Genomic DNA, 26079 nt, shown 5'->3' on the forward strand with positions numbered 1-26079 from the left:
TCTCCGGCTCGTACGAAAGCGGATTCCGTCATGCGCACTGCCCGAGCGTCCCGTCCCACCCGCCGTGGCCTGCTGGCCATGGGCGGCGCCGTTGGTCTCGGCGCCGTGCTCGCGGCCTGCGGCGGCAGCGACTCGAAGGACTCGGCCGCCTCCGGCTCCAAGAGCGCGGACGCCGGACCGTGGAAGTTCAAGGACGACCGCGGGCAGAGCGCCGAGGCGAAGTCCGTCCCGAAGAACATCGTCGCCTTCACCGGTGTCGCCGCCGCCCTCCACGACTACGGCATCGAGGTCAAGGCCGTCTTCGGCCCGACGAAGACCAAGGACGGCAAGGCCGATGTGCAGGCCGGTGACCTGGACATCGGCAAGGTCGAGATACTCGGCAACGTCTGGGGCGAGTTCAACGTCGAGAAGTACGCGGCGCTCGGCCCGGAGCTGCTGGTCACCGCGATGTGGGAGAAGGACGCCCTCTGGTACGTGCCGGACCAGTCCAAGGACAAGATCCTGAAGCTGGCCCCGAGCGTCGCCCTGTGGGCCGCCCAGACCACGATTCCGAAGGCCATCCAGCGCCACGAGGACCTCGCGGCCTCGCTCGGTGCCGACGTCAAGGCCGCCGGGGTCGTCGCCGCGAAGACCCGCTTCGAGAAGGCCGCGGCCCGGCTGCGCGCCGCCGCGAAGTCCAAGCCGGAGATCAAGGTCATGATCGGCTCGGCCAGCCAGGACCTGTTCTACGTCTCGCTCGCCAAGATGTCCGCCGACACCCTGTACTTCCAGGAGCTGGGCGTGGGCTTCGTCGAGCCGAAGGTGGACGAGGCGGGCTTCTTCGAGAACCTGAGCTGGGAGAACGTCGACAAGTACGCGGCCGACATCATCATGATGGACAACCGCTCCTCGGCCCTCCAGCCCGACGCCCTCACCTCCAAGCCGACCTGGGCGCAGCTGCCGGCCGTCAAGGCGGGCCAGGTCATCCCGCGTACCACCGAGCCGATCTACAGCTACGACAAGTGCGCGCCGATCCTGGAGGACCTGGCGAAGGCCATCGAGGACGCCAAGAAGGTCGCCTGACCCCGGCGGACCGGGTCCGTGCGGCAGGCCGGGGGCACGCGGCCCCCGGCCTGCGTCATGTCACCCCGCGGCGGCCGGCCACGGGACCTGGGGCGAGCGGTAGTAGTCGATCCCCTGCGCGGTGAACCGCTCCCCGAGGCCCGCCAGCCGCACCTTGTAGGTGTTCCAGTCGTGCGTGGAGGCGGGTGACCAGCCCAGCTCGGCCGCGCCCGGCAGCCTCGGGAACGCCATCACGTCGATGTCGTCGCTGTCGGTCAGGGTCTCCGACCAGATCGGCGCCTCGACGCCGAGGACGGCGCTCTCGGGCGTGCCGGGGAGGTAGGTCGCCGGGTCCCAGTCGTAGGAGCGCTTGACCTCGACCAGTCCGGCCCACTTCAGGCCCAGTTCCGTCTGGTCGTTGTACTTCATGTCGAGGTACACCCGGTCCGCCGGGGAGAGCACCAGCTTGGTGCCCTTCTTCGCCGCGTCGACCACCTGGGCGCGGTCCGCGGCGCTCGTCGCGTCGTAGCCCCAGTACTGGGCGACCGCGCCCTTGACCGGGTCGGCCCCGGTGAGCTGGTGCCAGCCCATCACGGTCTTGCCGTACTTCCCGACGACGGCCTGCGCCCGCTCCATGATCGCGACGTAGTCCTCGTGACTGGTGGAGTGCGCCTCGTCGCCGCCGATGTGGAAGTACCGGCCGGGCGTGAGCGCGGCCACCTCGCGCACGACGTCGTCGATGAAGTCGTACGTGACGTCCTTGCCGGCGCACAGGGAGCTGAAGCCGACCTTGATGCCGGTGTAGAGCGGGGGCGCGACGCCGTCGCAGTTCAGCTCGGCGTACGAGGCGAGGGCGGCGTTGGTGTGGCCGGGCATGTCGATCTCCGGCACGACCTCCAGGTAGCGGGAGGCCGCGTAGCGCACGATCTCCTGGTACTGGGCCTTGGTGTAGTAGCCGCCGGTCCCGCCGCCGACCTCCGTGGAGCCGCCGTACGTGGCCAGCTTCGGCCAGGAGTCGACGGCGATGCGCCAGCCCTGGTCGTCGGAGAGGTGGATGTGGAAGGTGTTCATCTTGTACTGGGCGACCTGGTCGATGTAGCGCTTGACCTCGTCGACCGAGAAGAAGTGCCGGGAGACGTCGAGCATCGCGCCCCGGTAGCCGTAGCGCGGGGTGTCGGTGATGCTGCCGCCCGCGATGCGCCACTGCGCCTTCTGCGGGCTGTCGCGCTCCACATCGGCCGGCAGCAGCTGACGCAGCGTCTGGACGCCGTGGAAGAGGCCGGCCGGCTGCCGGGCGGTGATGGTGACGGAACCGGTCCCCGAGGTGAGGGTGTAGCCCTCGGCGCCCAGCTTGCCGGCGCGCGGGTCGAGCCGGAGCCGGATGCCGTCGGCGCCGTCGCCCTCGGTGACCGGGAGGGCGTATCCGGTGGAGGGGCGCAGCAGGCCCGCCAGGTACTCGCCGACCTTCCGGGCCTCGCCGGACGCGCCGACGGCCCGGATGCGGGTGGCCGGGGTGAGGGTGTACGGGTCGCCGCCCGGTCTCACCGAGGCGGGCGCCGGCACCACCTGGCCGAGGGGCCGGGGCGCCCACGCGGTTGCGGTGTTGCCGGCGGCGGACGCGGTGGGAGCCGCGCACGCGCTGGAGACACCGGCCGCCGCCACGAGGAGCAACGAGCCGAGAAGCCGGGGCAGCGTGCGGGGAAGAGCACTGCGCCGGGCGGTGTGCAGTCTCACAACCGGGTCCCTTTCTACGGGGTCGCTCTGCTGGGTCTTCGGCCTTTCGCACCGTCGCCATGCGTACCGCGTGCCTCACGGATGGTCAAGGTGTAGACCACGGCCGGGCGTTGGCCGGTCCGGCACCCGCAAGGTGCTTTGTGGCTTATCGACCAATTCACCCCATCGGCTCCGACCAGTGTCGCGACCACCCCCTCCCGCACGGCCGCGCACCACCTCACGAAATCCACCCAAGCCAGAAAAAGAGGGCCACTCACCCACTTCCCTGCCCGATATCGGGCAGGATTGTTGCGCTCGCGCTCCGTGCGCCGCAATATCGACGGGTGCTCGAACGCCGCTCGTCGTACGACGACCTCATTGACCACGTGGTGCGCAGCACCGCGCTGCCCCGCGGCGAAGCCGCCCGGGTGATCCTCGACGTGCTGGCGTACTTCGACGAGACGACGGAGGCCTTCGTCCGCCGCCGCCACCGCGAACTGCAGTCCGGCGGCCTGGTGAACAAGGACATCTTCGAACGGATCGCGGCCGAACTGCCGCACCGGGCCGTCGCACCCCCGGAGCTCTCGCTCCGTCAGCTGCGCCGCATCGTCTACGGCTGAGACCGCCTCACGGCCGGGCACCTCTTTTACCTGTACGTCGATGGAGGGCGGAAAGCTCTATGTGCGGAATCGTCGGTTATATCGGAAAGCGTGACGTGGCCCCGCTGCTGCTGGAGGGCCTCCAGCGGCTGGAGTACCGGGGGTACGACTCCGCGGGCATCGTGATCACCGGGAAGCCGGCGGCCGGGAAGCCCGCCGCCCTGAGGTCGGTCAAGGCCAAGGGCCGGGTCCGCGAGCTGGAGTCCCGGGTCCCCAAGCGCTTCGCCGGCACGACCGGCATCGCCCACACCCGCTGGGCCACCCACGGCGCCCCGAGCGACGAGAACGCCCACCCCCACCTGGACGCCGAGGGCAAGGTCGCCGTCGTCCACAACGGGATCATCGACAACGCCGCCGAGCTGCGCGCCCGGCTGACCGCCGACGGCGTCGTCTTCCTCTCCGAGACCGACACCGAGGTGCTGGTCCACCTGATCGCCCGCTCGGAGGCCAAGACCCTGGAGGAGAAGGTCCGCGACGCCCTGCGCTCCGTCGAGGGCACGTACGGCATCGCGGTCCTGCACGCCGACTTCAACGACCGCATCGTCGTCGCCCGCAACGGCTCCCCGGTCGTCCTGGGCATCGGCGAGAAGGAGATGTTCGTCGCCTCCGACGTCGCCGCCCTGGTCGCCCACACCCGCCAGGTCGTCACCCTGGACGACGGCGAGATGGCCACCCTCAAGGCCGATGACTTCCGTACGTACACCACGGAGGGCTCGACCACGACGGCCACGCCGACCACCGTGGAGTGGGAGGCCGAGTCCTACGACATGGGCGGCCACGACACGTACATGCACAAGGAGATCTCCGAGCAGGCCGACGCGGTCGACCGGGTGCTGCGCGGCCGGATCGACGACCGGTTCTCCACCGTGCACCTGGGCGGGCTCAACCTGGACGCCCGCGAGGCGCGCGGGGTCCGCCGGATCAAGATCCTCGGCTGCGGCACCTCGTACCACGCGGGCCAGATCGGTGCCCAGCTGATCGAGGAGCTGGCCCGCATCCCCGCGGACGCCGAGCCGGCCTCCGAGTTCCGCTACCGCAACCCGGTGGTGGACCCCGACACGCTGTACGTGGCGGTCTCGCAGTCCGGTGAGACGTACGACGTGCTGGCGGCCGTCCAGGAGCTGAAGCGCAAGGGCGCGCGCGTCCTCGGCGTGGTCAACGTGGTCGGCTCCGCGATCGCCCGGGAGGCCGACGGCGGTACGTACGTCCACGCGGGCCCCGAGGTGTGCGTCGTGTCCACCAAGTGCTTCACCAACACCGTGGTCGCCTTCGCGCTGCTCGCCCTGCACCTGGGCCGCATCCGGGACCTGTCAGTCGCCGACGGCAAGCGGATCATCGACGGCCTGCGCAGGCTGCCCGCCCAGATCAGCGAGATCCTCGACGGCGAGGACGAGATCAAGAAGCTGGCCGCCGAGTACGCGGACGCCAAGTCGATGATGTTCATCGGCCGGGTGCGCGGCTACCCCGTCGCCCGCGAGGCCTCGCTGAAGCTCAAGGAGGTCTCGTACATCCACGCCGAGGCCTACCCCGCGTCCGAGCTGAAGCACGGCCCGCTCGCCCTCATCGAGCCCGCGATGCCGACCGTGGCGATCGTGCCGGACGACGACCTGCTGGAGAAGAACCGCGCCGCGATGGAGGAGATCAAGGCCCGCAGCGGCCGCATCCTCGCCGTGGCCCACCAGGTCCAGGAGAAGGCCGACCACACCATCGTCGTACCGAAGAACGAGAACGAGCTGGACCCGATCCTCATGGGCATCCCGCTCCAGCTCTTCGCGTACCACACGGCACTGGCCATGGGCCGGGACATCGACAAGCCGCGGAACCTGGCCAAGTCCGTCACCGTCGAGTGACCCCACCGCCACGCGCGGAAACGGCCCCGCACCCACAACCCGTGGGTGCGGGGCCGTTTCCACCGGGGCCCGGGGAACCCGCTACGTGTCGGTAATGTCACTCGATCGGCGTTTTCCACAGGCGAGTTGACGCCACCGCGAGCAGGTGTGCGAAATGCCCGGAAGGCCGGGAAGGGCGAGCCCCGGGCGGTCCGGCGCGGGCTACGGGATGACGACGACGGGGCGCTGGGCGCGGCGGGCCAGCCGGCCCGCGACCGAGCCGAAGATCCGGCCCACGATGCCGTGCGTGGAGCCCACGACGATCGCGTCGGCCGAGTACTCCCTGCCGACCTCCTCCAGCTCGTGGCAGATGTCCCCGCCGCGCTCCACGAGCACCCAGGGCACCTCGGCGAGGTAGTCCGCGCAGGCGAGCTCCAGACCGAGGACCTCGGTGCGGTGGTCGGGCACGTCCACGAAGACGGGGGGCTCGCAGCCCGCCCAGACCGTGGTCGGCAGCCGGTTGGCGACATGGACGATGATCAGCCCGGAGCCCGTTCTCCGGGACATGCCAATGGCATAGGCGAGGGCCCGCTCGCTGGAGGTCGAGCCGTCGAAGCCGACGACGACCCCATGCCGGAAGGCGGGATCGCACGGACGGCGCGCTTCTTCGGCCGCCTGCGGGCCCGACATGGGGTCGGCTACCTGCTTGCGGTCCGCGGGTTCGGGGATTTCGTGACCGGCCATCGGTGTCTCGGCGAAGAGAGTCCTCGTGAGGAGAGCGACGTGGGGAAGGTGCGTCAGCGGGCTGTGTCGTGGTGTCCGGGAATCATCTTCCCAACCCCTTACCCCCAAGGGTACGGCGCCATTCCTCCACTGCCCGTCCCGCGCACGGCGCATGCGACGTTTCCCGGAGCATGCCCGAGACCGGGCCCGGATGGCAATGCCGGTTGCCCGGTACAACGACGTCGCGCCCCGGCCCGGCCGCCCCGTACGGCCTTGCCGGGCCCGGCCGGTGTCCGCCTCGGGGGCTTTTGCCCGGCCAACCGGAAGCCACCCGTCCGGGCGACGGGGCCGTCGCCCGGAGGCGCGTCCGGAACCCATCGGGCGAGTGGCCCCCGCCGCGGTCCGGTGGCCGGTATTCGGCTGCCCGCCCCTCCCGGCGCGCCGGCCGGGCCGACTCGGCCGCATGACCCGGCGAGGGGGCGTGCGGGGGCGGATAGGCGCCCTGGGTTGTGCGCCGGTAGAACGACTGATTTCCGCACACGCGACCGTACATTTCCAGCCAACTTCGGGGGCCAGTTGATTCCTTGCCGAAATGGCCGGTCAACCCCCTTGCCACCAGGCAGGAAGAGACCGAGCGGTACGCTTCCGCCCAATGGGGACGGGCCATGAACGCCGGACGTACTTCCCTGCGCGACTCACGAGTGAAACGCTTCGTGATCGAACGCTTCCCGCCAGGTTGCCTTGTCGACAATGAGCCGGTTGGTGAACTTGTCACGACGGCACCACGGGACGCAGTAGATTCGATCTTGGGCGTCGAAGGCCGGGGACTCGTGCACGACCGAGGGGACAAGTGCAGGTGCGACAGGCCCGTAAGGACCAGGAAGACGCGAACACCGAGGGGGGCTTAGCGTCATGAGCCAGGACTCCGCCACCGCAACGGAGGCTGTACGGAAGCTGGGTGGACGACGACGCCGGGAAGTCGTCGCCGTACTGCTGTTCAGCGGTGGCCCCATCTTCGAGAGCTCCATCCCGCTGTCGGTGTTCGGAATCGACCGCCAGGACGCGGGAGTTCCACGCTACCGGTTGCTCGTGTGCAGCGGTGAAGAGGGACCGCTGCGCACTACTGGTGGACTCGAACTGACCGCGCCCTACGGGCTGGAGGCGATCAGCAGGGCCGGCACCGTCGTGGTGCCCGCCTGGCGCTCGATCACCTCACCGCCGCCCGTGGAGGCGCTGGAGGCGCTGCGCCGTGCCCACGAGGAGGGCGCCCGCATCGTCGGACTGTGCACGGGGGCCTTCGTCCTCGCCGCCGCCGGGCTGCTGGACGGCCGCCCGGCCACCACGCACTGGATGTACGCGCCGACGCTGGCCAAGCGCTATCCGTCGGTGCACGTCGATCCGCGCGAGCTGTTCGTCGACGACGGCGATGTGCTCACCTCCGCCGGAACGGCGGCCGGCATCGATCTCTGCCTGCACATAGTCCGCACGGACCACGGCACGGAGGCCGCCGGGGCACTGGCCCGCCGGCTCGTCGTGCCGCCCCGGCGCAGTGGCGGCCAGGAGCGCTACCTCGACAGGTCTTTACCGGAGGAAATCGGTTCCGACCCGCTCGCCGAGGTGGTCGCCTGGGCGCTGGAGCATCTGCACGAGCAGTTCGACGTGGAGACGCTGGCCGCGCGTGCCTACATGAGCCGGCGCACCTTCGACCGGAGGTTCCGCTCGCTCACCGGCAGCGCGCCTCTCCAGTGGCTGATCACCCAGCGGGTGCTCCAGGCGCAGCGGCTGCTGGAGACGTCCGACTACTCGGTGGACGAGGTCGCGGGCCGCTGCGGCTTCCGCTCACCGGTCGCGCTGCGCGGGCACTTCCGCCGCCAGCTGGGCTCCTCCCCTGCCGCGTACCGGGCCGCCTACCGGGCCCGCCGTCCGCAGGGCGGGGTGCCGGAGCCGGTCGCGACGGTCACGGAGGTGGCGGTGCCCGCCCAGGGGACCGCTGCGAGCCGCCGGACCGCCGTCGCGGGCCCGTCCGCCGCCGCACCCGCGGCGCTGGACGCGGGCCGCGCCGAGCACGGGAAGGCCGGCGCCGACGTGTACGCCGCGGGGCGCCCGGCCCTGCCCGGACAGCGGAGCGCCCCGTAGAACCTGTCGTCACGTTCCCGTCTGCCGGGCGGACGACGGGAACGTGACGACAGGCTCTGGGGCCTGTCGTCGAACTGCCGTCGTCGCCCGAAGGGCGGCCGGGCGGCGTCAGGTGCGTGCTCTCGGCGTGCCGGCCCCAGGCCCCTGTACTGGACGTACCGGGGNCTGGGACCGGTGCGGCGAGAGTGCGTGCATGGCGTCGCCCGGCAGACGGCAGTTTGACGACAGGCCCTAGGGTGGGGCGCATGAACGACCGCATGGTGTGGATCGACTGCGAGATGACCGGGCTCTCGTTGACGGAAGACGCACTCATCGAGGTGGCCGCACTGGTCACCGACTCGGAGTTGAACGTGCTCGGCGAAGGGGTGGACATCGTGATCCGCCCGCCGGACGCGGCGCTGGAGACCATGCCCGAGGTGGTGCGGCAGATGCACACCGCCTCGGGCCTCCTGGACGAGCTGGCCGGCGGCACCACGCCGGCCGACGCCCAGGAGCAGGTCCTCGCCTACGTCCGCGAGCACGTGAAGGAGCCCGGCAAGGCGCCGCTCTGCGGCAACTCGGTGGGCACCGACCGCGGCTTCCTCGCCCGCGACATGCCGCTGCTGGAGGGCTACCTCCACTACCGGATCGTGGACGTCTCCTCGGTCAAGGAGCTGGCCCGCCGCTGGTTCCCGAGGGCGTACTTCAACAGCCCGGAGAAGAACGGCAACCACCGGGCCCTCGCCGACATCCGCGACTCCATCACGGAGCTGCGGTACTACCGCGAGGCGGTCTTCGTGCCCCAGCCCGGCCCGGACTCCGAGCGGGCGAAGGGGATCGCGGCGCGCCTGTCGCAGCCCTCCGCCTGACACCGACGCGAAGCCGCTGGTCACCGCCCTTCCGGGGGCCGTGACCGGCGGCCGGGCAATGGGGGCGCGAGCACCCTCCGAGACCCTGTACACTTTTTCTCGGCCGGTCGGAAACGACCGGACATGGTGGGTATAGCTCAGATGGTAGAGCACCTGGTTGTGGTCCAGGATGTCGCGGGTTCGAGTCCCGTTACTCACCCTTGATGAAGAAGGGCCGGTTCGCTTGGGCGAACCGGCCCTTCTCTATGGTCGGGGCTGTCCCACAGTCGACGAGAGGAACGCTCATGCGCGCCCGGAGTATCGGCACGGCCGCAGCGGCGGCACTGGCGCTGGTGGCAGCCCGCGACCTCGTACAGAAGAAGCACGCGCTGCTCAGGAACTTTCCCGTGATCGGCCACGCCCGGTATCTGCTGGAGAGGATCGGGCCGGAGCTGCGGCAGTACGTCGTGACCTCCAACGAGGAGGAGCGCCCCTTCAGCCGCGACCAGCGCACCTGGATCTACGCCTCCGCGAAGGAGGAGAACAACTACTTCGGCTTCGGTACGGACATGGACGTGGAGCATGTGCAGGGCCACGCGTATGTGAAGCAGCGCACGTTCGCGGGCCCACTGCCCGACCTCCACGACCCGCAGGCCCCGCTGCCCTCGGCCAAGGTGCTGGGCGGTCCGCGCGGGCGGGCCAAGGCGTTCCGTCCGGCGAGCGTGGTGAACATCTCCGCGATGAGCTTCGGCTCGCTGTCGGGCGCGGCCGTCACGGCTCTGAACAAGGGCGCGGCGCTGGCCGGCGCCCTGCAGAACACCGGCGAGGGCGGCCTCTCCCCGTACCACCGCAACGGCGGCGACCTGATCCTCCAGATCGGCACCTCGTACTTCGGCTGCCGCAACGAGGACGGCACCTTCAGCCTCGACAAGCTGAAGGAGATCGTCGCGGGGGCGCCGGTCAGGGCGATCGAGATCAAGATCTCGCAGGGCGCGAAGCCGGGGCTCGGCGGGCTGCTGCCGGCGGCGAAGGTGACCCCCGAGATCGCGGAGATCCGGGGTATCCCGGAGGGCGAGGACTGCGCCTCGCCCTCCCGGCACACCGCGTTCCACGACGTCGACTCGATGCTCGACTTCGTCGAGCTCCTCGCCGGGGAGACCGGTCTGCCGGTCGGCATCAAGAGCGCCGTGGGCGACATGGGCTTCTGGGAGGAGCTGGCCGCCCTGATGGCGCGGGGCGACCGCGGGGTCGACTTCGTGACCGTGGACGGAGGCGAGGGCGGTACCGGGGCGGCTCCGCTCATCTTCTCCGACTCGGTGTCCCTGCCGTTCCGGATGGGCTTCTCCCGCGTCTACGGCACCTTCGCCGAGCAGGGCCTCACCGACGACATCACCTTCATCGGCTCCGGCAAGCTGGGCCTGCCCGAGAACGCCGTCGTCGCGTTCGCCCTGGGCGCCGACATGGTCAACGTCGCCCGCGAGGCGATGCTCTCCATCGGCTGCATCCAGGCGCAGAAGTGCCACACCGACAAGTGCCCCACCGGCATCGCCACCCAGGACCCGTGGCTGGTGCGCGGCGTCGACGCGCCCTCGAAGGCGATACGCGCCGCCGTCTACCTGCGCACCCTCCGCAGAGAGCTGCTGAAGGTCTCCGGCGCCGTCGGCGTCGCCCACCCCGGGCTCATCACCACCGCCGACATCGAAGTCATGAACGGCGACTACGAGGCCCGTGGCCTGGCGAGCGTCTACGGCTACAAGGACGGCTGGGGCGAACTGGCCCCGCACCTCGCCCAGGAGATCACCACCCTGGTCACCGGGACGGGCCCGGCGCCCGAGGGGCATGCCTGACGCACGACGAGCACCCTGAGCGCACGTAACCCTCATCTTGGCCCGTCGCGGGGGTGCCGCGAGGCCCGTGGGTGCCGTGGAAGGCCTCTACCCCCGGGGCCTGTCTGAGGGCGCGGGGCCCGTGCCCTCACGGCGCCGGCAGTGCGGTGACGCTTCCGCCCGGCGCCGGGCGGTCGCGGTCTCCGCGCGGGCCGGACACGGCGGCGGTCACGACGAGTCGCGGACCACCAGTTCCGTGGGGAGCACGATCTGCGGGCGGTCCGCGTTCTCGCCGGCGATCGTGTCGAGCAGGACCCTGGTCATGGTGCGGCCCATCTCCTCGATCGGCTGGCGCACGCTGGTCAGTGCGGGGTCCATGTGGCGGGCCACGGCGGAGTCGTCGAAGCCGATGAGAGCGACGTCGTCGGGGATGCGGCGGCCGGCCTCGCGCAGGATCTGGCGGGCGCCGGCGGCCATGACGTCGGACGCGGCGAAGACGGCGTCCACGTCGGGGCGGCGGGCGAGCAGGTCGCGCATGGCGCCCGCGCCGCCCTCCTCGGAGAAGTCGGCGGGGGCGATCAGCCGCTCGTCCGGTTCCAGGCCGGCTTCGCGGATGGCCTGGCGGTAGCCGTCCAGACGGCGCTGGGAGGCGTAGACGTCGAGGCGTCCCGTGATGGTGGCGATGGTGCGGCGGCCGCGCGAGACCAGGTGTTCCACCGCGCCGCGGGCCCCCTCGAAGTTGTCCGAGTCGACCGAGGAGAGGGGTTCGGTGGCAGATCTTCGGCCGTTCATCACGGCGGGCATGCCCAGCTGTTCGAGCAGGTCGGGCAGCGGATCGTCGGCGTGCACGGAGACCAGCAGCACGCCGTCCACCCGGTGCGCGGTCAAGTACTGGGCGAGCCTGCGGCGTTCCCGGTCGCTGCCGACGAGAGTGAGCAGCAGCTGCATCTCGGTGTCGGCCAGGGCGGCGCCGACCCCGCGCACGATGTCGGAGAAGTACGGCTCGGCGAAGAAGCGGCTCTCCGATTCGGGGACGACGAGCGCTATGGCGTCCGTGCGGTTTCCGGCCAGGGCGCGGGCCGCGCGGTTGGGTACGTATCCCAGCTCGGCGACGGCCGCCTCCACCGCCTCCCGGGTGTGGGCGCTGACCCTGGGCGATCCGTTGATGACGCGCGAGGCCGTACCCCGACCCACCCCCGCCCGTGCCGCGACCTCTTCGAGCGTGGGCCGGCCCCCGCTCCGTACTCGCGCTGCCGTCATGGCTGCCTCCCGTTCGCGGTCAATTTCTCACAGTCGGATAACCAAACCAAGTCCTGGTGTTGGTTCCCTTGACACTCTGCGGGACCGGTCGGCCGCTCCCCCGCTCCGTTCTATGGGAGCGCTCCCACTCTACGCGCGTGGTCAAGCGGGACGCACAGGCCGGGGCGGTGCGGGCGGCCAAAGGGGCACAAACGGCTGAGACCCGGCACGGGTGCCGGGTCTCAGCGGGCCGGTACGGGTCAGGACGTACCGGAGAGGGAGGGACGTGTCAGGCGCGGTCGCCCCGCGGGGGCAGGGCGTGACGGCGGATCACGTCGGCGTACCAGTGGGCGCTGTCCTTGGGGATGCGGCGCTGGGACGCGTAGTCCACGTACACGGCACCGAACCGCTTCGAATAGCCGTACGCCCACTCGAAGTTGTCCATCAACGACCAGAGGAAGTAGCCGCGCACGTCCGCGCCGTCGGCCACCGCGCGCTGCACGGCGTCGAGGTGGCCGTGCAGGTAGGCGACGCGCTCGGGGTCCTGGACCCGGCCCTCGGGCGAGACGTAGTCGTCGAAGGCGGCGCCGTTCTCGGTGACCATGAGCGGGATGCCGGGGTGCTCCCGGGTCACGTCCATGAGCAGGTTGTAGAGCCCGTTGGGGTCGATCGACCAGTTCATGGCGGTGGTCGGCTTCCCCTCGGCGAGGTGGAAGGCGACGTGCTCGGAGCCGGGCCACGGCGAGAAGTCGCTCGCGCCGTGGCCGTCGTTGCGCGTGTCGCCCGCGCCCTCGCCGGGCGTGGAGACCAGGGTCGGCGTGTAGTAGTTGACGCCCAGGATGTCGACCGGGCGCGCGATCGCCTCCAGGTCGCCGTCCTGGACCAGCTTCGACCAGTCCACGACGTGCGCGGTGTCGGCGAGCAGGTCCTCGGGGTAGGCACCGTGCAGCATCGGGCCGGTGAAGACCCGGTTGCCGACCGCGTCGATACGGCGGGCGGCGTCCGCGTCCGCCGGGCTCGATGTGAGCGGGCGCACCTGGTGGAGGTTGAGGGTGACCGAGGTCTGCGCGCTAGCGGGGAGTTGAGTGCGCAGAACCTCGATCGCCCGGCCATGTGCGAGATTGAGGTGATGGGCCGCCCGCAGGGCGGAGGCGGGCTCGGTGCGGCCGGGGGCGTGCACGCCGGAGCCGTAGCCGAGGAAGGCCGAGCACCACGGCTCGTTGAAGGTGGTCCACGTACCGACGCGGTCGCCGAGGGCGCCCGCCATGATCGCGGTGTAGTCCGCGAACCGCTCGGCGGTGGCGCGCTCGGGCCAGCCGCCCGCGTCCTCCAGCTCCTGGGGCAGGTCCCAGTGGTAGAGGGTGGCGACGGGGGTGATCCCGGCCTCCAGCAGCTCGTCGACGAGCTTGCGGTAGAAGTCGAGGCCGCGCTCGACGGCGGGGCCGCGGCCGGTGGGCTGGACCCGGGACCAGGAGATGGAGAAGCGGTACGCCTTCAGCCCCAGCTGCTTCATCAGGGCCACGTCGTCGCGGTAGCGGTGGTAGTGGTCGGCGGCGATGTCGCCGGTGTCGCCGTTGCGGACCTTGCCGGGGGTGCGGCTGAAGGTGTCCCAGATGGAGGGCGTGCGCCCGTCCTCGGCGGCGGCCCCCTCGACCTGGTAGGCGGCGGTGGCCGCCCCCCAGAGGAAGCCCGTCGGGAACTTCGTGGCCTCGGGCGCCGGCTTCGGTGCGGTGTCGGGTCGTACGGCAGTCATGCGGGAGCGCTCCCAAGGAAGTGACGGACAGGGGCGGTGACAGGGTGGAGCTCCGGAGCCCGTACGGTCCGCGGGGCGGGCGAGGACCGTACGGGGCGTCCGGGACGGTGAAGCGGCGGCGGGGGGTCAGCCCTTGACGGCGCCGGACATGATCCCGCCGACGATCTGCTTGCCGAAGATCACGAACACCACGAGCAGCGGCAGGGTGCTGATCAGCGCGCCGGCCATCACGATGCTCTCGTCGGGGGTGTAGGAGGCCTTCAGCTGGCCGAGGGCCACCTGGAGGGTGGGGTTCTGCTGGTTCAGGGCGAGGTAGGGCCAGAAGAAGTCGTTCCACGCCTGGACGAAGGTGAGCATGCCCAGCACCATCATCGCGGGGCGCGCCACCGGGAGCACGACGCTCAGCACGATGCGGAAGTTGTTCGCACCGTCGATCTTGGCGGCTTCGATCAGTTCGTACGGCAGCGCCTCGATCAGGTACTGCCGCATGAAGAACACGCCGAACGCGCTGACCAGGGTCGGGAAGATCACCGACTCCAGGCTTCCGCCCCAGCCGAGGTCGGCCATCATCATGAACAGCGGGACGACGCTGAGCTGCGGCGGAATGGTCAGGGTCGCGATGACCGCGGTCATCAGCGCGCCGCGGCCGCGGAAACGCATCTTGGCGAAGGCGTAGCCGGCCAGGGTGCAGAAGAAGAGCGTCGCCAGCGTGATGCAGCCGGAGACGATGAAGCTGTTGACGATCGCCTTGCCCAGGTTCGCCTGCTCCCAGGCGGCTTCGAGGTTGTGGAACAGTCGTCCACCGGGCAGGAAGGGCGGCGTGGTGGCCAGGACCTCGTCCTGGGTGTGGGACGCGGCCACCAGGGTCCAGTACAGCGGCAGCAGCGAGCCGATGCCGACGACGGTCAGCGCGATGTAGGCGAACGGACCGCCCTTCAGCTGCTGACCGGCACCGGGCTTGAAACGGCTCGGGCGCTTCTGCGCGCGGTGCGCGGTGCGCACCGGGCGGACGGACCCGGGAACTTCGGTGGGGCTGGTGATGGTCATGGATATCGCTCCCGGTCAGACCGCGGATTTGCGTACGAAGCGGCCGATGAGCCAGTTGACCGCGGCGATGAGCAGCAGGAGGGCGAGCATCGCCCAGGCCACTGCGGCGGCCGGACCGAGATGCCCCAGGTTCCAGCCGTAGTTGAAGAGGTAGATGCTGAGGGTCTCGTACTGGTTCTCGTTGCCGCCGATCGCGCCGAGCTTGCCGCCCTCCAGCAGCAGGGGCTCACCGAACAGCTGCATGGAACCGATGGTCGAGATGACGATCGTGAACAGGATCGTGGGCCGCAGCGAGGGGATGGTCACCTTGAGGAACTGCTGCCAGCGCGAGGCGCCGTCGAGCGAGGCGGCCTCGTACAGATCGGAGGGCACGGCCTGCATCGCGGCGAGGTAGATCAGGGTGTTGTAGCCGGTCCAGCGCCAGATCACGATGACGGAGATGGCGATCTTGGACGTCCAGTGGCCGTTGGCCCAGTTGGTGTCACCGAGTCCGACGAACTCCAGCACCCAGTTCAGCAGACCGCCGTCGGCCCGGAAGACCAGGGCGAAGACCAGGGCGGCCGAGGCCACCGAGGTGGCGTACGGGGTGAGGATGATCGTCCGCCAGAAGGTGCTGGCGCGGAGCTTGTAGTTCAGCAGGTGCGCCAGGCCCAGGGCCACGAGCAACTGCGGGACCGTCGACATGACACCGATCAGGAAGGTGTTGGTGACGGCCGTCCAGAACTCCGAGTCGTGCAGGATCCTGTCGAAGTTCTCCCAGCCGACCCATTCCATCTGGTCCAGGCCGGTCATCTCCACCCGGTGCAGGGCGATCCAGCCGGTGTAGATCAGCGGGTAGAGCCCGAAGGCGCCGAAGACGAGGAAGAACGGGGCGATGTAGGCGTACGGCGACGCCTTGTCGTCGAACCGCCAGAGGCGGCTCCGCCACGTCTGCCGGCGGGTGACCGCCGGCTTTTGCTGGGAGCCAGGAGGCGGCGGGGCGTATACGTCCCGGGTGGGAGACGAGGTGGCCACGGGCGGGATTCCTTCCCTGGAGTGCTTGAGTTACCCGGGTACGAGGCAGGGGCCGAGGACGTGTGCGGTGGGCTTCCACGGGGCGGCCGGGGAGGTACCCGGTCGCCCCGTGCAAGCCCGCCGGCAGACGCGCCCCGCGCGGCTCCGCACCCGCGGGATGGAGACGTGCAGGTGCGGGCGGCCCGGAGGCCGCCCGCGCTGCGAACGTCAGCCGATCACCTTGTCGATCTGCTCCGTCGCCGCGTCCCACGCCTTGTCGGGCTTGGTTCCGCGCTGCTCCATGTTGTTGATCTGGGTGGAGATGGCTTCCTTGATGGCGGCGTCCTTCGGGCCGATGACGGCCTCGGGGATGGACTTGGCCTCGTCGGCGTAGATCTGCCCGATCGGGGCGTCGCTGAAGTACGGGAGCGTGGCGCCCTTCACGTCGGCCAGGTCGTACGCGCCCTTGTTGGACGGGAAGACACCGATCGCCTTGAAGACGGCGGCCTGCTGCTCGGGGGCGGTCAGCCACTTGACGAGCTTGCCGGCCTCCTCGACGTTCTTGCCCGACTTGGGCACGCCGAGGAACGATCCGCCCCAGTTGGCGGCGGCCGAACCCGGGGCGGTGGTGATGTCCCACTTGCCCTTGTTGGCGTCACCGGCGGCGATCGAGATCTGTCCGGCCATCCAGGCGGGGCAGACCACGGTGGCCACGGTGCTCTTGCGCAGAGCGGCCTTCCACGGGTCACCGAACTGGGCGAGGCCCTCGGTCAGGCCCTTGTCCGCGGCCTCGGCCGACAGGTTCCAGCCCTGCTTGACGCTGGGGCTGTCCTTGTAGATCGCCTTGCCGCTCTCGTCGTAGTACTGCTTCGGGTTCGAGCTGACCACGGCGTTGAACATCGCGCTGGCGGAGTCCATGAAGTACGTCTTCGCGGGCGCGTTCTTCTTGTACTCCTCACCGAGCTTGAGGTAGTCCTCCCAGCCGCCGGAGATCTTGGCGGCGACCTCCTTGCGGTCGGTCGGCAGGCCGGCCTTCTTGAAGAGCTCGGTGTTGTAGCAGAGCGACATCGGCCCGATGTCGGTACCCGCGCCGATCACCTTGCCGTCGGCCGTGGTGGCCTGCTTCGCCTTCCAGGACACCCACTCGTCGACGTCGATGACCTTGCTCAGGTCGGCGAACTGGTCCGCCTTCGTGTCGACGAGCTCCTTGATGCGGCCGACCTCAAGACCCTGGACGTCGGCGAGACCACTGCCCGCGTTCAGCTGCTGGAGCAGCTTGGGGTAGTAGTCCTCCTCCTTGGCGGTGGTCTCTTCCTTCACCGTGATGTTCGGGTGCAGCTCGTGGTACTTCTCGAAGAGACCGGCTTCCTTGTAGCCGAACTGGCCGAAGTCGGCGACGGTCAGCGTGATCTTCCCGTTCGCATCGGCGCCGGCACTGTCCGAGTCGTCCGAGTCGCTGCTGCAGCCGGTCAGCAACAGGGCCGTGGCTGTCAGGCCCGTGGTGGCCAGAACCGCGACTCTGCGGCTCCGACCGGCGGCGGTGCGGGTGATACGCATTCCACTACTCCTTGTTCCAGGGTGGGACTGGCTCACTGCGTGGCATACGCGCTGGTGAGTGCGGGTGCCGGGTGGGGTCGGGGGGAGGACACGGGCAGTGCCGTTCACGCGAGAAATCCTCGTGCGATGTGGGAGCGCTCCCATGCGTCGATGTCGGAAGATTGCTGCCTGGGAGGGGTGGGTGTCAAGAGTTGAAGACGCTTCCGTTGCGCGAGCGTGTCCTGCAAGTCACGAGACCGTGTCCGGCCAAAGGCTTGCCAAAGCGGACCGGCACAATATGCGGAAGCCGGAGTTCCTGAATTCCCGCAGGTGGGAGGCGCGTTGGGGAGACGCAATGGAGCCGCGACCGAGGAAAACCGGCTGACCAGTCGGTTTTCCGGCATCCCCCGGAAACACTTTTCCAGGGCCCCGAACTCCCCCCGGGGGCCCGCCGGGAAGTGAACGGGGCACCGCGCGGAGAGGTCGCTGGAGCCCACTCACGCGTTCTTTGCCCGAACTCGATGTCCGAATGGTGGCGGACACGGGGCCTCCAGCGATGGCCGGATCCAAGTGGGCGCGGTGGCCGGAACGTTGTCCTACAGCGAGCGGTCAGGCGGTACGCAGACGGGCCAGGGTGTCTTCCAGCTCCTCCTGGGCCGCCCGCGCCGCCGAGTCCGCGTCGCCCGCCACGACCGCCGCGACCAGGGCCCGGTGGCCCGCGTGACCGTGCCGCGGGTCCTCCCGGCGCAGCCCGAGCAGCTCCACCAGGTCGATGAGCCCCTGCCGCAGCGCGGGCACGAACTCCGCGAACAGGTCGCTCAGCACCGGGTTGTGCGCGGCCGCCACGACCGCCCGGTGCACGGCGATGTCCGCGTCCACGAAGCGGGCGTCGTCGGTGCCGGCGCCCGCCGCCAGCCGGGCGGTGAGCGCGGCGCCCAGGGCGGCCAGGTCCTCGTCGGTGCGGCGGCGCGCGGCCAGCCTGGCGGCCTGGACCTCGATCAGCATGCGCACCTCGTAGACGTCGGCGACCGAGGCCCGACGCAGCCGCACCGGCCAGTCCTCCACGGCGTGGTCGGCCACGACGAAGACGCCGGCGCCCTGCCGGGACCTGAGGAGGCCGAGCGTGGCGAGCGTACGCACCGCCTCGCGGACCGTGGAGCGGCCCACGCCCAGCTCCCGGGCGAGCGTGGTCTCGCCCGGGAGCTTCGTCCCGACCGGCCAGTGCCCCTCGGTGATTCGCGCGCGCAGATGACTGGTCGCCTGTTCGACGAGGGGGCTGGGGCGGAGCGGGCCGAGCGAGGACACGGGGTTCACCTGTCAGGTTGTCTGAGGGGTTGCGTTCTGGTTACTGTACCGGTCATGACGTACCGCGGTCTCCTTCTTCTCGGCTGCCGCGGCGGGGCCTGAAGCGATCGGCACCCCGCCGCGGGGTGCCGTGCTGGGCCGGTCGCATCCGGCGATGCGAGAAGAGACACCGTTCATGCCCGACTCCATGCCCGCGGCCACGTCCGACGCCCGGTCACCCCTGCACGGCTTCCCCACGATCTGCACCCCCCGCGGCCCCGTGCCCGACGGGGCGCCCCGCTGGAACCCCCAGCGCTCCAGCTCCATGCCGTCACACCGCTACCGCTCCGCCTTCGACCGCGTCGAGATCCCGCTGACCGGCCGGAGCTGGCCGCAGGCCCGGATCGAACGGCCCCCGCTGTGGGTCCCCGTCGACCTCAGGGACGGCAACCAGGCGCTGGCGGAGCCCATGGACACCGCGCGCAAGCGGCGGATGTTCGATCTGCTGGTCGCGATGGGCTTCAAGGAGATCGAGATCGGCTACCCGTCCGCGAGCGGCACCGACTTCGACTTCGTACGGCACCTGGCGACGAGCGGGGCGGTGCCCGACGACGTCACGGTGGTCGTCTTCACCCCCGCCCGGCCGGACCTGATCGAGCGGACCTTCGAGGCGGTCGCGGGCATGGACCGGGTCGTCGTCCACCTCTACATCGCGACCGCGCCCGTCTGGCGCGAGGTCGTCCTCGGCCGCGACCGGGCCGGGGTGCACGGCGTGGTACTGGAGGCCGCGCGGCAGATGGACCGGCTGGCGCGGGCCAGGCCCGGGGCCGACATCCGGTTCCAGTTCTCGCCCGAGGTCTTCATCCTGACCGAACCGGACTACGTCCTGGAGGTCTGCGACAGCCTGACCGAGCTGTGGGACGCCTCGCCGGACCGCCCGGTCGTCCACAACCTGCCGGCCACGGTGGAGATCGCCACCCCCAACGTGTACGCGGACCAGATCGAGTACATGCACCGCCATCTGGCCCGGCGCGGCGCGGTGATCCTCTCCGTCCACCCGCACAACGACCGGGGCACGGGCGTGGCCTGCGCGGAGCTGGCCGTGCTGGCGGGCGCCCAGCGGGTGGAGGGCTGCCTGTTCGGCAACGGGGAGCGCACCGGCAACGTCGACCTGGTCAACCTGGCGCTCAACCTGCACGCCCAGGGCGTCGACCCGATGATCGACTTCTCGGACATCGACGAGATCCGCCGCACGGTCGAGCACTGCAACCGGCTGCCGGTGCCGCCGCGCCATCCGTACGGCGGCGACCTGGTGTACACCGCGTTCTCCGGGACCCACCAGGACGCGATCAGCAAGGGCTTCGCCCACCGCGCGAGCGGCGACGCGAAGCTGTGGGAGGTGCCGTACCTGCCGATCGACCCGGCGGACGTGGGGCGTACGTACGAGGCGGTCATCCGGGTCAACTCGCAGTCGGGCAAGGGCGGCATCGCCCATCTGCTGCGCACCGGGCACGGGGTGGACCTGCCGGCCGGGATGCGGGCCGACTTCTCCCGTACGGTGCAGCGCGCGACCGACGCGAGCGGTCTGGAGGCCACCGGGGAGGACCTGTGGGACCTGTTCGAAGCGGCCTGCCTGGCCCCCGGGCGGGACGGGGCCGTCGCCCTGACGTCCTGGTCGGCGCAGACCGGGCCGGCCGGTGAGCACCGGTTCGTCTGCACGCTGCGGGTGGACGGCCGGGAGGCCGACCACGAGGGGACGGGCACCGGCACGGTCACCGCGTTCGCGGACGCGCTGGCGGCGGCCGGGGTGGAGGTGGCCGTCCTCGGTCTCACGGAGCAGGAACCGACGGGGCCGGACGGGGTGACCACGGCGTACGCGCAACTCCGGGTCGGCGGCGAGGAGAGCTGGGGCGCGGGCCGGGACGTCTCGGGCGTCGCCGCCTCGGTGGCGGCCGTGCTGTCGGCGGTGAACCGGGCGCGGGGGTAGCGGCCACCGGCGGACGAAGGGGGCGCACCCCGGCCGGGGGTGGGGGGAATGGGGACCGGCCGGGATGCGCGGGGGGAGATGGTTCGTGGGGTGACGGGGAGCGTGGTTACTCGTAGGCGGCGAACGCCTTCGTGAAGGCGAGGGGTTCCTGCGTGATGGAGCTGCACGTGGCGTCGGCGGCCGGCTTGGCGCCGCCCGCGCACTCCTTGTCCCGGGTGCCCGACCACATCGCGAGCCGGGCCAGCCCCTTCTCCCTGGCGAAGGCGACCAGCTGGGTGGCGTCCTCGACCTGGAAGACCTCGGTGCTGACGTCGTTCACCCCGATCATCGGGGTGACGGCGACGGCCTTCCACGCGTCCGCGTCGGAGAGCCCGAGCACGCCCTTGATCTGGGCCTGGGTGGCGGTGGCGGCCTGGACGGCGTACGTGCCCATGTCGCCGCTGTAGGCGGCGCCGTAGTCCATCGCCATGATGTTGACGGCCCCGACGTCCACGCCGTTCTTCTTCGCGTCGGCTACGAGGTCGACGCCGGGCTGGGTCAGGCCCTCGGGCATCACCGGCAGGGTGAAGGAGACGTCCAGGCCGGGGTGGGACTTCTGGAGCTGGGCGATGGCCCGGGAGCGGCGGGTGTTGGCGGCGGCGTCGGGCAGCGCGCCGCCCTCGATGTCGAAGTCGACCTTGGTCAGCTCGTAGGTGTCGACGACCTTGCCGTAGGCGGTGGCCAGGTCGGCGGCCGAGGTGCAGTTCAGCGCCAGCTCGGAGCCGGCGGCGCCGCCGAAGGAGACCCGGACGTCGCCGCCCGCCGCGCGCAGGGCGCCGATCTGGGAGGCGACCTGGTCGTCGCCGAGGCCGGTGACCCCGCCCCAGAGCGGGGCGCAGCCGCCGCCGGAGGTGATGAAGGCGAGGTTGAACTCCTTCACCCCGGTCCTGGAGGCGGTGTCCAGCAGGTCGTACGCCGGGTGGAGCGAGGTGTCGACGTACGGGGCGAAGCGGGCGCCGCTCGCCGTGCCGCCGCCGTCGTCGGTCCTGGTGGGTGTGGGGGTCGGGGTGGGAGTGGGCTCGTCGGTGGGCTCGTCGGTGGGGGTGTCCGTGGGGGCGGAGGTCGCGGTCTCGGTGGGGCGGCCGCTGGGTTCGGGGGTCGCCCCGGTGTCGACGGAGCACTTCTCGCCGTCGATGAGGCAGCCGGTGGGGTCGGCGGCCGTGCCGTCGGAGCTGGTGACGAAGCCGATGGTGACGGAGGCTCCGGCGGCGAGCTCCTTGTCCCAGTCGGCCGGCCCGACCGTGACGTGGCTGCCGCTGACGGTGTGCTCACCGTTCCACAGGGAGCTGAGCCTCGTGCCCGCCGGCAGGTCGAATTCGAGCGTCCAATCGCTCTTGGCCCGGTCGGTGTCGTTGGTGACGACGTACTGCCCGGTGTAGCCGCCGCTCCAGCCGCTGGTCCGGGTGTAGGCGGCCCCGACCGCCGCGGCCTGGGCCGTGCCGGTGAGGGCGAAGACCGTTCCGCCGATCACGGCCGCGGCGACGACGGCGCCGACCGCCTTCGTCCTGGTGCCCACCGTGCGCCGGTGCGTGCTGGTGCCCATCGCGTTCCTGCCTCGTCGTACGGAAGTGGGGATGCGGGAGCACGCTAGCGGCAGCGAAAGGGGCGAACGGGGTGATCCGGGCCCGAGTTGATGTTCTTAGGGTTGGCTTAAGGGGCGCATCGGCCGCCCTAAAGGTTCGGACCGCCCGGCGCACGGAACAGCCCGGAACGCGCCCTGCGCTCAGGCCACGCCCTGGGTGCCGCGCCGCTTGGCCCCGCGCCGCTGCCGGCCGACCCGGTGGCCGCGCCCGCGCCGCTCGGGCCGCTGCCCGTCGAGCCCGATCCAGACCCGCACCTCGGTGCCGCCGAGCACCGAGCGGCCGATGCGCACGTCACCGCCGGTGGACTCGGCGACCCGGCGCACGATGTCCAGGCCGAGACCGGTGGAGCCCACCTCGCCCCGGGCCCGGCCGCGCCCACTGCCGCCGCGCGCCAGGGCCGCCTTCGGGTCCGCGATGCCGCCCCCCGCGTCCGAGACGAGCACGATCACCGCGTCCCCGCTGTGGTGCACGTCGACCGCGAAGGCGGTGCCCTCCGGGGTGTGCCGGAAGACGTTGCCGAGCAACGCGTCGAGCGCGGCGGCCAGTTCGGCGCGGGCGACCGGGATGCGTACCGTGCGGTCCACCCCCGCGAGGCGCACCTCGCGGCCCTCGTCCTCGGCCAGCGCGGACCAGAAGGCCATCCGTTCGCGGATCACCTCGCCGGCGTCGCAGCCGGCCCCGGGCCCGCCCGGCTGGGTCTGCGGTCGCTGTTCGCGGGCGGTCCTGATGATCGTGTCGACCTCGCGCTCCAGCTGTTCGACGGCCGCCCTGGTCTGCTCGGCGGCCGGGCCCTCGCCGAGGGACGCGGCGTTCAGCCGCAGGACGGTGAGCGGGGTGCGCAGCCGGTGCGAGAGGTCGGCGGCGAGTTCCCGCTCGTTGGCGAGGAGCTGGACGACCTGGTCGGCCATGGAGTTGAACGCGACGGCGGCGGAGCGCAGTTCGGCCGGGCCCTCCTCCGGGACCCGGGTGCCGAGCCGCCCCTCCCCCAGGTCGTGCGCGGCGCCCGCGAGGCGCCGGGCGGGCTCGACCATGCGGACGCCGAGGCGGTCGGCCACCGCGACCGAGCCGACGATCAGCGCGATGCCCACGCCCGCCAGCATCAGCCAGGCCGTGGCGACCCCGTGGGAGACCTCGTCGTCGGGGACGAAGACCTCCACGACCGCGATGCCGCCGGAGCCCAGCGCGGTCGGCTGGAGCAGCACCGAACCGCCGGCCACCTCGGTGACGGCGGCGCGGCCCGAGGTGCTTACGGTCTCCAGGTCCTCGCGGGTGGCGCGCCCGCGGCCGATGTCCGCCGCGGCGCCGTCCGCCTCGCCGGAGGCCGGGATGTGGACGGCCATCCGGCCGGCCGCGCCCGGTTCGGTGGTGAGCACGGCCGTTTCGAGCTTGGTCCGGTCGGTGGTGATGGAGAGGGTGGGGCCGATCGTCGCGGCCTGGCGTTCGGCGTCGGTGAACGCGCGGTCGCGGGCCATCTCCCGGACGACGAGCCCCAGCGGCACGGCGAAGGCGATCACGACCATCGCGGTGACGGCCACGCAGACCTTGACCAGGGCCCATCTCATGCGGGCCGCTCCGGGGCCGGTGGCTGGAGCTTCACGCCGACGCCGCGCAGGGTGTGCAGATAGCGGGGCCTGGCGGCCGTCTCGCCGAGTTTGCGGCGCAGCCACGAGAGGTGGACGTCGATGGTCTGGTCGTCGCCGTAGGACTGCTGCCACACCTCGGCGAGGAGTTCCTTGCGCGGGACGACGACGCCGGGGCGCCCGGCCAGGAAGGTGAGCAGGTCGAACTCGCGGCGGGTGAGGTCGAGTGCGGAGCCGTCGAGTTCGGCCTGCCGGCGCAGCGGATCGATGGCGAGGCCGCCGACCCGGATGACGCGCGGGGGCGGTGCCTCGCCGCCGGCGGACCGGGCGCGGCGCAGCACGGCGGCCATCCGGGCCGAGAGGTGTTCCACGGAGAACGGCTTGGTGAGGTAGTCGTCGGCGCCGTCGTTGAGGAGCCGGACGATCTCGCTCTCGTCGTCGCGCGCGGTCGCGATGATGACGGGGACGTCGGTGATGCCGCGCAGCATCTTCAGGGCCTCGGAGCCGTCGAGATCGGGCAGTCCGAGGTCGAGTATGACCAGGTCGAAGCGGAAGTGGGCGACCTCGCGCAGGGCTTCGAGGGCGGTGCCGACACTCCGTACGGTGTGGGAGGCCTCCGTCAGGTGCCGGATGAGGGCGGATCGTACGAACTGGTCGTCCTCGACCACGAGCACACTGGGCATGGGCGGCACCGTACGCCATCGGGCCCGTGCGGGGGTGTCGGGTCTCCCGGGTTCGTGGTGCAGGATATTGATGATGCAACGAGGTCTCGTACACGCGCTGGCGTGGTCGCTCGCCACCGGCGGGGCGGTCGCGGTGTCCTGGTGGGGCGTGCACGCCGTGCTGGCGGGGACGGTGTACGACCCGCCGCGAGCGGTGCCGGTCCAGACGCCCTCCTCGGAGCCCCTGACGTCCTCCACGCACCGCCCCGCCCCGTCCCCTTCGGCCTCACCGGCCCCGTCGCCCCGGGCCACCACCCCGAAGCCGGCCGCTTCCCCGTCCGGTGCGCCGTCGCCGTCGCGCACCCCGGCGAACACGCCAGGTCCGGCGTCCGGGGCCACCGCGTCGGCCGGAACGGCGAAGAGTTACGCGACGGACGGCGGCCGGATCGTGTTCGAGATCGGCGCCGAGTCGGCGCGGCTGGTGTCCGCGACCCCGGAACCGGGCTGGTCGGTGCGGGTCTGGGCGAACACGACGTGGATCAGGGTGAACTTCGCCCGGGACGACGGCACGACGGTCTCCGTCTACTGCACCTGGAACGACCACGCGCCCCTGGTGGACATCGTCACGTCATAGGGCCTGTCCGGCGGGGTGAATCGTCACGTCATGGGGCCGGTCCGGCCTCGTCAGTGGAAGGCGGACGGGGGCGGCGGCGGTGACGGGCGGGCGTCCGCGTCGTGGACCGGGGCCGCGCCGCCGGTGAAGTCGGCCAGCGCCCGCCCGTGTTCGACGCGTCCGGGGTGCGGATCGGTCGCCACCCGGCGGGTCAGCTCCGCGGTCTTCGGGGCGGTGTCCGAGGCGAGCAGGACGGCGTTGCCGAAGCGGCGGCCCCGCCACACCGTGGGGTCGGCGGCGAGGGCGAGTTCGGGGAAGACGGTGGCGGCGGTGGCGATCTGGCCGCGCAGGTGGGCCAGCGGCGGCCCGTCCGCGAGGTTGGCGACGTAACTCCCGCCGGGCTTCAGGACGCGGCGCACCTCGGCGAGGAATTCGGTGGTGGTGAGGTGGGCGGGGGTGCGGGCGCCGCTGAAGACGTCGGCGATGACGAGGTCGGCCCAGCCGTCCTGGACCTTGCCGAGCCCGGCGCGGGCGTCGGTGGCGCGGACCCTGATCCTGGCCTGCGGGTCCAGCGGCAGTTCGCGGCGCACCAGTTGGACGAGGGCGGCGTCCGCCTCGACGATCTGCTGGGTGGAGCGGGGCCGGGTGGCGGCGATGTACCGGGCGAGGGTGAACGCCCCGCCGCCCAGGTGCACGACGTGCAGCGGCTGCCCGGCGGGGGCGGCCAGGTCGGCGATGTGGCCGATCCGGCGCTGGTACTCGAAGGAGAGGTACTCCGGGTCGTCCAGGTCGACATGGGACTGCGGGGCGCCGTCGATCGTCAGCGTCCAGGCACGCCGGCGCTCCCGGTCGGGGACGAGTTCGGCGAGGCCGCCGTCGACCTGCTCGGAGACGTTTCCGGCCGCTGCCTGGTCTCGGGCCCCCTTGCGGTCGGCCCTGCGTTCCGCGCGCTGCTTGCGGTCGCCGCCGGCCGCTCCTCGACGTGCCACTGCTTCTCGCCCTGCTCACT

At 71.4% G+C, this 26079-nt stretch carries 20 protein-coding genes and 1 tRNA gene; 9 read left to right on the forward strand and 12 right to left on the reverse strand.

Annotation, left to right across the window (positions count from 1 at the left end):
* The first annotated feature begins 78 nt into the window (after nt 1-78).
* Entirely contained in the window at nt 79-1062 is a 984-nt protein-coding gene (locus tag B082_RS0131410) for an ABC transporter substrate-binding protein (protein WP_018555756.1), read from the forward strand.
* A gap of 60 nt (nt 1063-1122) precedes the next feature.
* On the opposite strand, the gene B082_RS0131415 is transcribed toward B082_RS0131410, so the two are convergent.
* The gene (locus tag B082_RS0131415) at nt 1123-2775 is read right to left on the reverse strand and encodes a beta-N-acetylhexosaminidase (RefSeq protein ID WP_018555757.1); all 1653 of its coding nucleotides are present in this window, start codon (nt 2773-2775) and stop codon (nt 1123-1125) included.
* A 323-nt stretch (nt 2776-3098) separates the two neighbouring features.
* Between B082_RS0131415 and B082_RS0131420 the strand changes: the two genes are divergently transcribed.
* The gene (locus tag B082_RS0131420) at nt 3099-3374 is read left to right on the forward strand and encodes a hypothetical protein (RefSeq protein WP_018555758.1); all 276 of its coding nucleotides are present in this window, start codon (nt 3099-3101) and stop codon (nt 3372-3374) included.
* 59 nt (nt 3375-3433) lie between these two features.
* Nucleotides 3434-5263 carry a glutamine--fructose-6-phosphate transaminase (isomerizing) gene (glmS, locus tag B082_RS0131425; RefSeq protein WP_026250388.1) on the forward strand — a complete coding sequence of 610 codons (1830 nt, stop codon included), beginning with the start codon at nt 3434-3436 and terminating at the stop codon, nt 5261-5263.
* A gap of 201 nt (nt 5264-5464) precedes the next feature.
* Here glmS and B082_RS0131430 read toward each other — a convergent pair whose 3' ends face one another.
* The gene (locus tag B082_RS0131430) at nt 5465-5986 is read right to left on the reverse strand and encodes a universal stress protein (protein WP_018555760.1); all 522 of its coding nucleotides are present in this window, start codon (nt 5984-5986) and stop codon (nt 5465-5467) included.
* 891 nt (nt 5987-6877) lie between these two features.
* On the opposite strand from B082_RS0131430, the gene B082_RS0131435 reads away from it, so the two are divergent.
* The 4 genes from B082_RS0131435 (at nt 6878) to B082_RS0131450 (ending at nt 10775) form a co-directional block, all read left to right on the forward strand.
* The gene (locus B082_RS0131435; RefSeq protein WP_018555761.1) at nt 6878-8101 is read left to right on the forward strand and encodes a helix-turn-helix domain-containing protein; all 1224 of its coding nucleotides are present in this window, start codon (nt 6878-6880) and stop codon (nt 8099-8101) included.
* Nucleotides 8102-8346: 245 nt separating this feature from the next.
* A complete protein-coding gene (orn, locus tag B082_RS0131440) occupies nt 8347-8949 on the forward strand; it encodes an oligoribonuclease (RefSeq protein ID WP_018555762.1) in 603 nt (200 codons plus the stop codon).
* A gap of 126 nt (nt 8950-9075) precedes the next feature.
* Nucleotides 9076-9148, forward strand: a tRNA-His gene (locus B082_RS0131445).
* An 85-nt stretch (nt 9149-9233) separates the two neighbouring features.
* Complete coding sequence (locus tag B082_RS0131450; RefSeq protein WP_018555763.1) at nt 9234-10775, forward strand: FMN-binding glutamate synthase family protein; 1542 nt, start codon at nt 9234-9236, stop codon at nt 10773-10775.
* 207 nt (nt 10776-10982) lie between these two features.
* Here the strand turns inward: B082_RS0131450 and B082_RS0131455 are convergent, their stop codons facing one another.
* The 6 genes from B082_RS0131455 to B082_RS0131480 all read right to left on the reverse strand — a co-directional run bounded on the left by B082_RS0131455 (nt 10983) and on the right by B082_RS0131480 (nt 18636).
* Complete coding sequence (locus B082_RS0131455) at nt 10983-12014, reverse strand: LacI family DNA-binding transcriptional regulator (protein WP_026250389.1); 1032 nt, start codon at nt 12012-12014, stop codon at nt 10983-10985.
* A gap of 268 nt (nt 12015-12282) precedes the next feature.
* Nucleotides 12283-13746 carry a GH1 family beta-glucosidase gene (locus B082_RS0131460; protein WP_018555765.1) on the reverse strand — a complete coding sequence of 488 codons (1464 nt, stop codon included), beginning with the start codon at nt 13744-13746 and terminating at the stop codon, nt 12283-12285.
* A gap of 126 nt (nt 13747-13872) precedes the next feature.
* Complete coding sequence (locus tag B082_RS0131465; protein ID WP_018555766.1) at nt 13873-14793, reverse strand: carbohydrate ABC transporter permease; 921 nt, start codon at nt 14791-14793, stop codon at nt 13873-13875.
* A gap of 15 nt (nt 14794-14808) precedes the next feature.
* Entirely contained in the window at nt 14809-15807 is a 999-nt protein-coding gene (locus B082_RS0131470) for a carbohydrate ABC transporter permease (RefSeq protein WP_018555767.1), read from the reverse strand.
* Between the two features lie 207 nt (nt 15808-16014).
* On the reverse strand, nt 16015-17343 hold the full coding sequence (locus tag B082_RS0131475) for an ABC transporter substrate-binding protein (protein WP_018555768.1): 1329 nt from the start codon (nt 17341-17343) through the stop codon (nt 16015-16017).
* 588 nt (nt 17344-17931) lie between these two features.
* Nucleotides 17932-18636: a FadR/GntR family transcriptional regulator gene (locus tag B082_RS0131480; protein ID WP_026250390.1), complete on the reverse strand. Its 705-nt coding sequence runs from the start codon at nt 18634-18636 to the stop codon at nt 17932-17934.
* Nucleotides 18637-18802: 166 nt separating this feature from the next.
* Here B082_RS0131480 and B082_RS0131485 point away from each other — a divergent pair, with 166 nt between their 5' ends.
* Nucleotides 18803-20593: a 2-isopropylmalate synthase gene (locus B082_RS0131485; protein WP_018555770.1), complete on the forward strand. Its 1791-nt coding sequence runs from the start codon at nt 18803-18805 to the stop codon at nt 20591-20593.
* 106 nt (nt 20594-20699) lie between these two features.
* Here the strand turns inward: B082_RS0131485 and B082_RS0131490 are convergent, their stop codons facing one another.
* From B082_RS0131490 to B082_RS0131500, 3 genes are all read right to left on the reverse strand, one after another.
* The gene (locus B082_RS0131490; RefSeq protein WP_018555771.1) at nt 20700-22175 is read right to left on the reverse strand and encodes a cellulose binding domain-containing protein; all 1476 of its coding nucleotides are present in this window, start codon (nt 22173-22175) and stop codon (nt 20700-20702) included.
* Between the two features lie 180 nt (nt 22176-22355).
* Nucleotides 22356-23777, reverse strand: coding sequence for a sensor histidine kinase (locus tag B082_RS0131495; RefSeq protein WP_018555772.1), 1422 nt, complete (start codon nt 23775-23777; stop codon nt 22356-22358).
* Nucleotides 23774-24478 (reverse strand): response regulator transcription factor, encoded by a 705-nt coding sequence (locus tag B082_RS0131500; RefSeq protein WP_018555773.1) that lies wholly within the window; start codon nt 24476-24478, stop codon nt 23774-23776. Before B082_RS0131500 ends, B082_RS0131495 begins: the two co-directional genes overlap by 4 nt.
* Nucleotides 24479-24548: 70 nt before the next feature.
* On the opposite strand from B082_RS0131500, the gene B082_RS0131505 reads away from it, so the two are divergent.
* Entirely contained in the window at nt 24549-25091 is a 543-nt protein-coding gene (locus B082_RS0131505; RefSeq protein ID WP_018555774.1) for a hypothetical protein, read from the forward strand.
* A gap of 50 nt (nt 25092-25141) precedes the next feature.
* Here B082_RS0131505 and B082_RS0131510 read toward each other — a convergent pair whose 3' ends face one another.
* On the reverse strand, nt 25142-26059 hold the full coding sequence (locus B082_RS0131510; RefSeq protein WP_018555775.1) for a spermidine synthase: 918 nt from the start codon (nt 26057-26059) through the stop codon (nt 25142-25144).
* Nucleotides 26060-26079 lie beyond the last annotated feature (20 nt).

The sequence above is a fragment of the Streptomyces sp. ATexAB-D23 genome, assembly GCF_000373645.1.
Lineage (GTDB): Bacteria > Actinomycetota > Actinomycetes > Streptomycetales > Streptomycetaceae > Streptomyces > Streptomyces castrisilvae.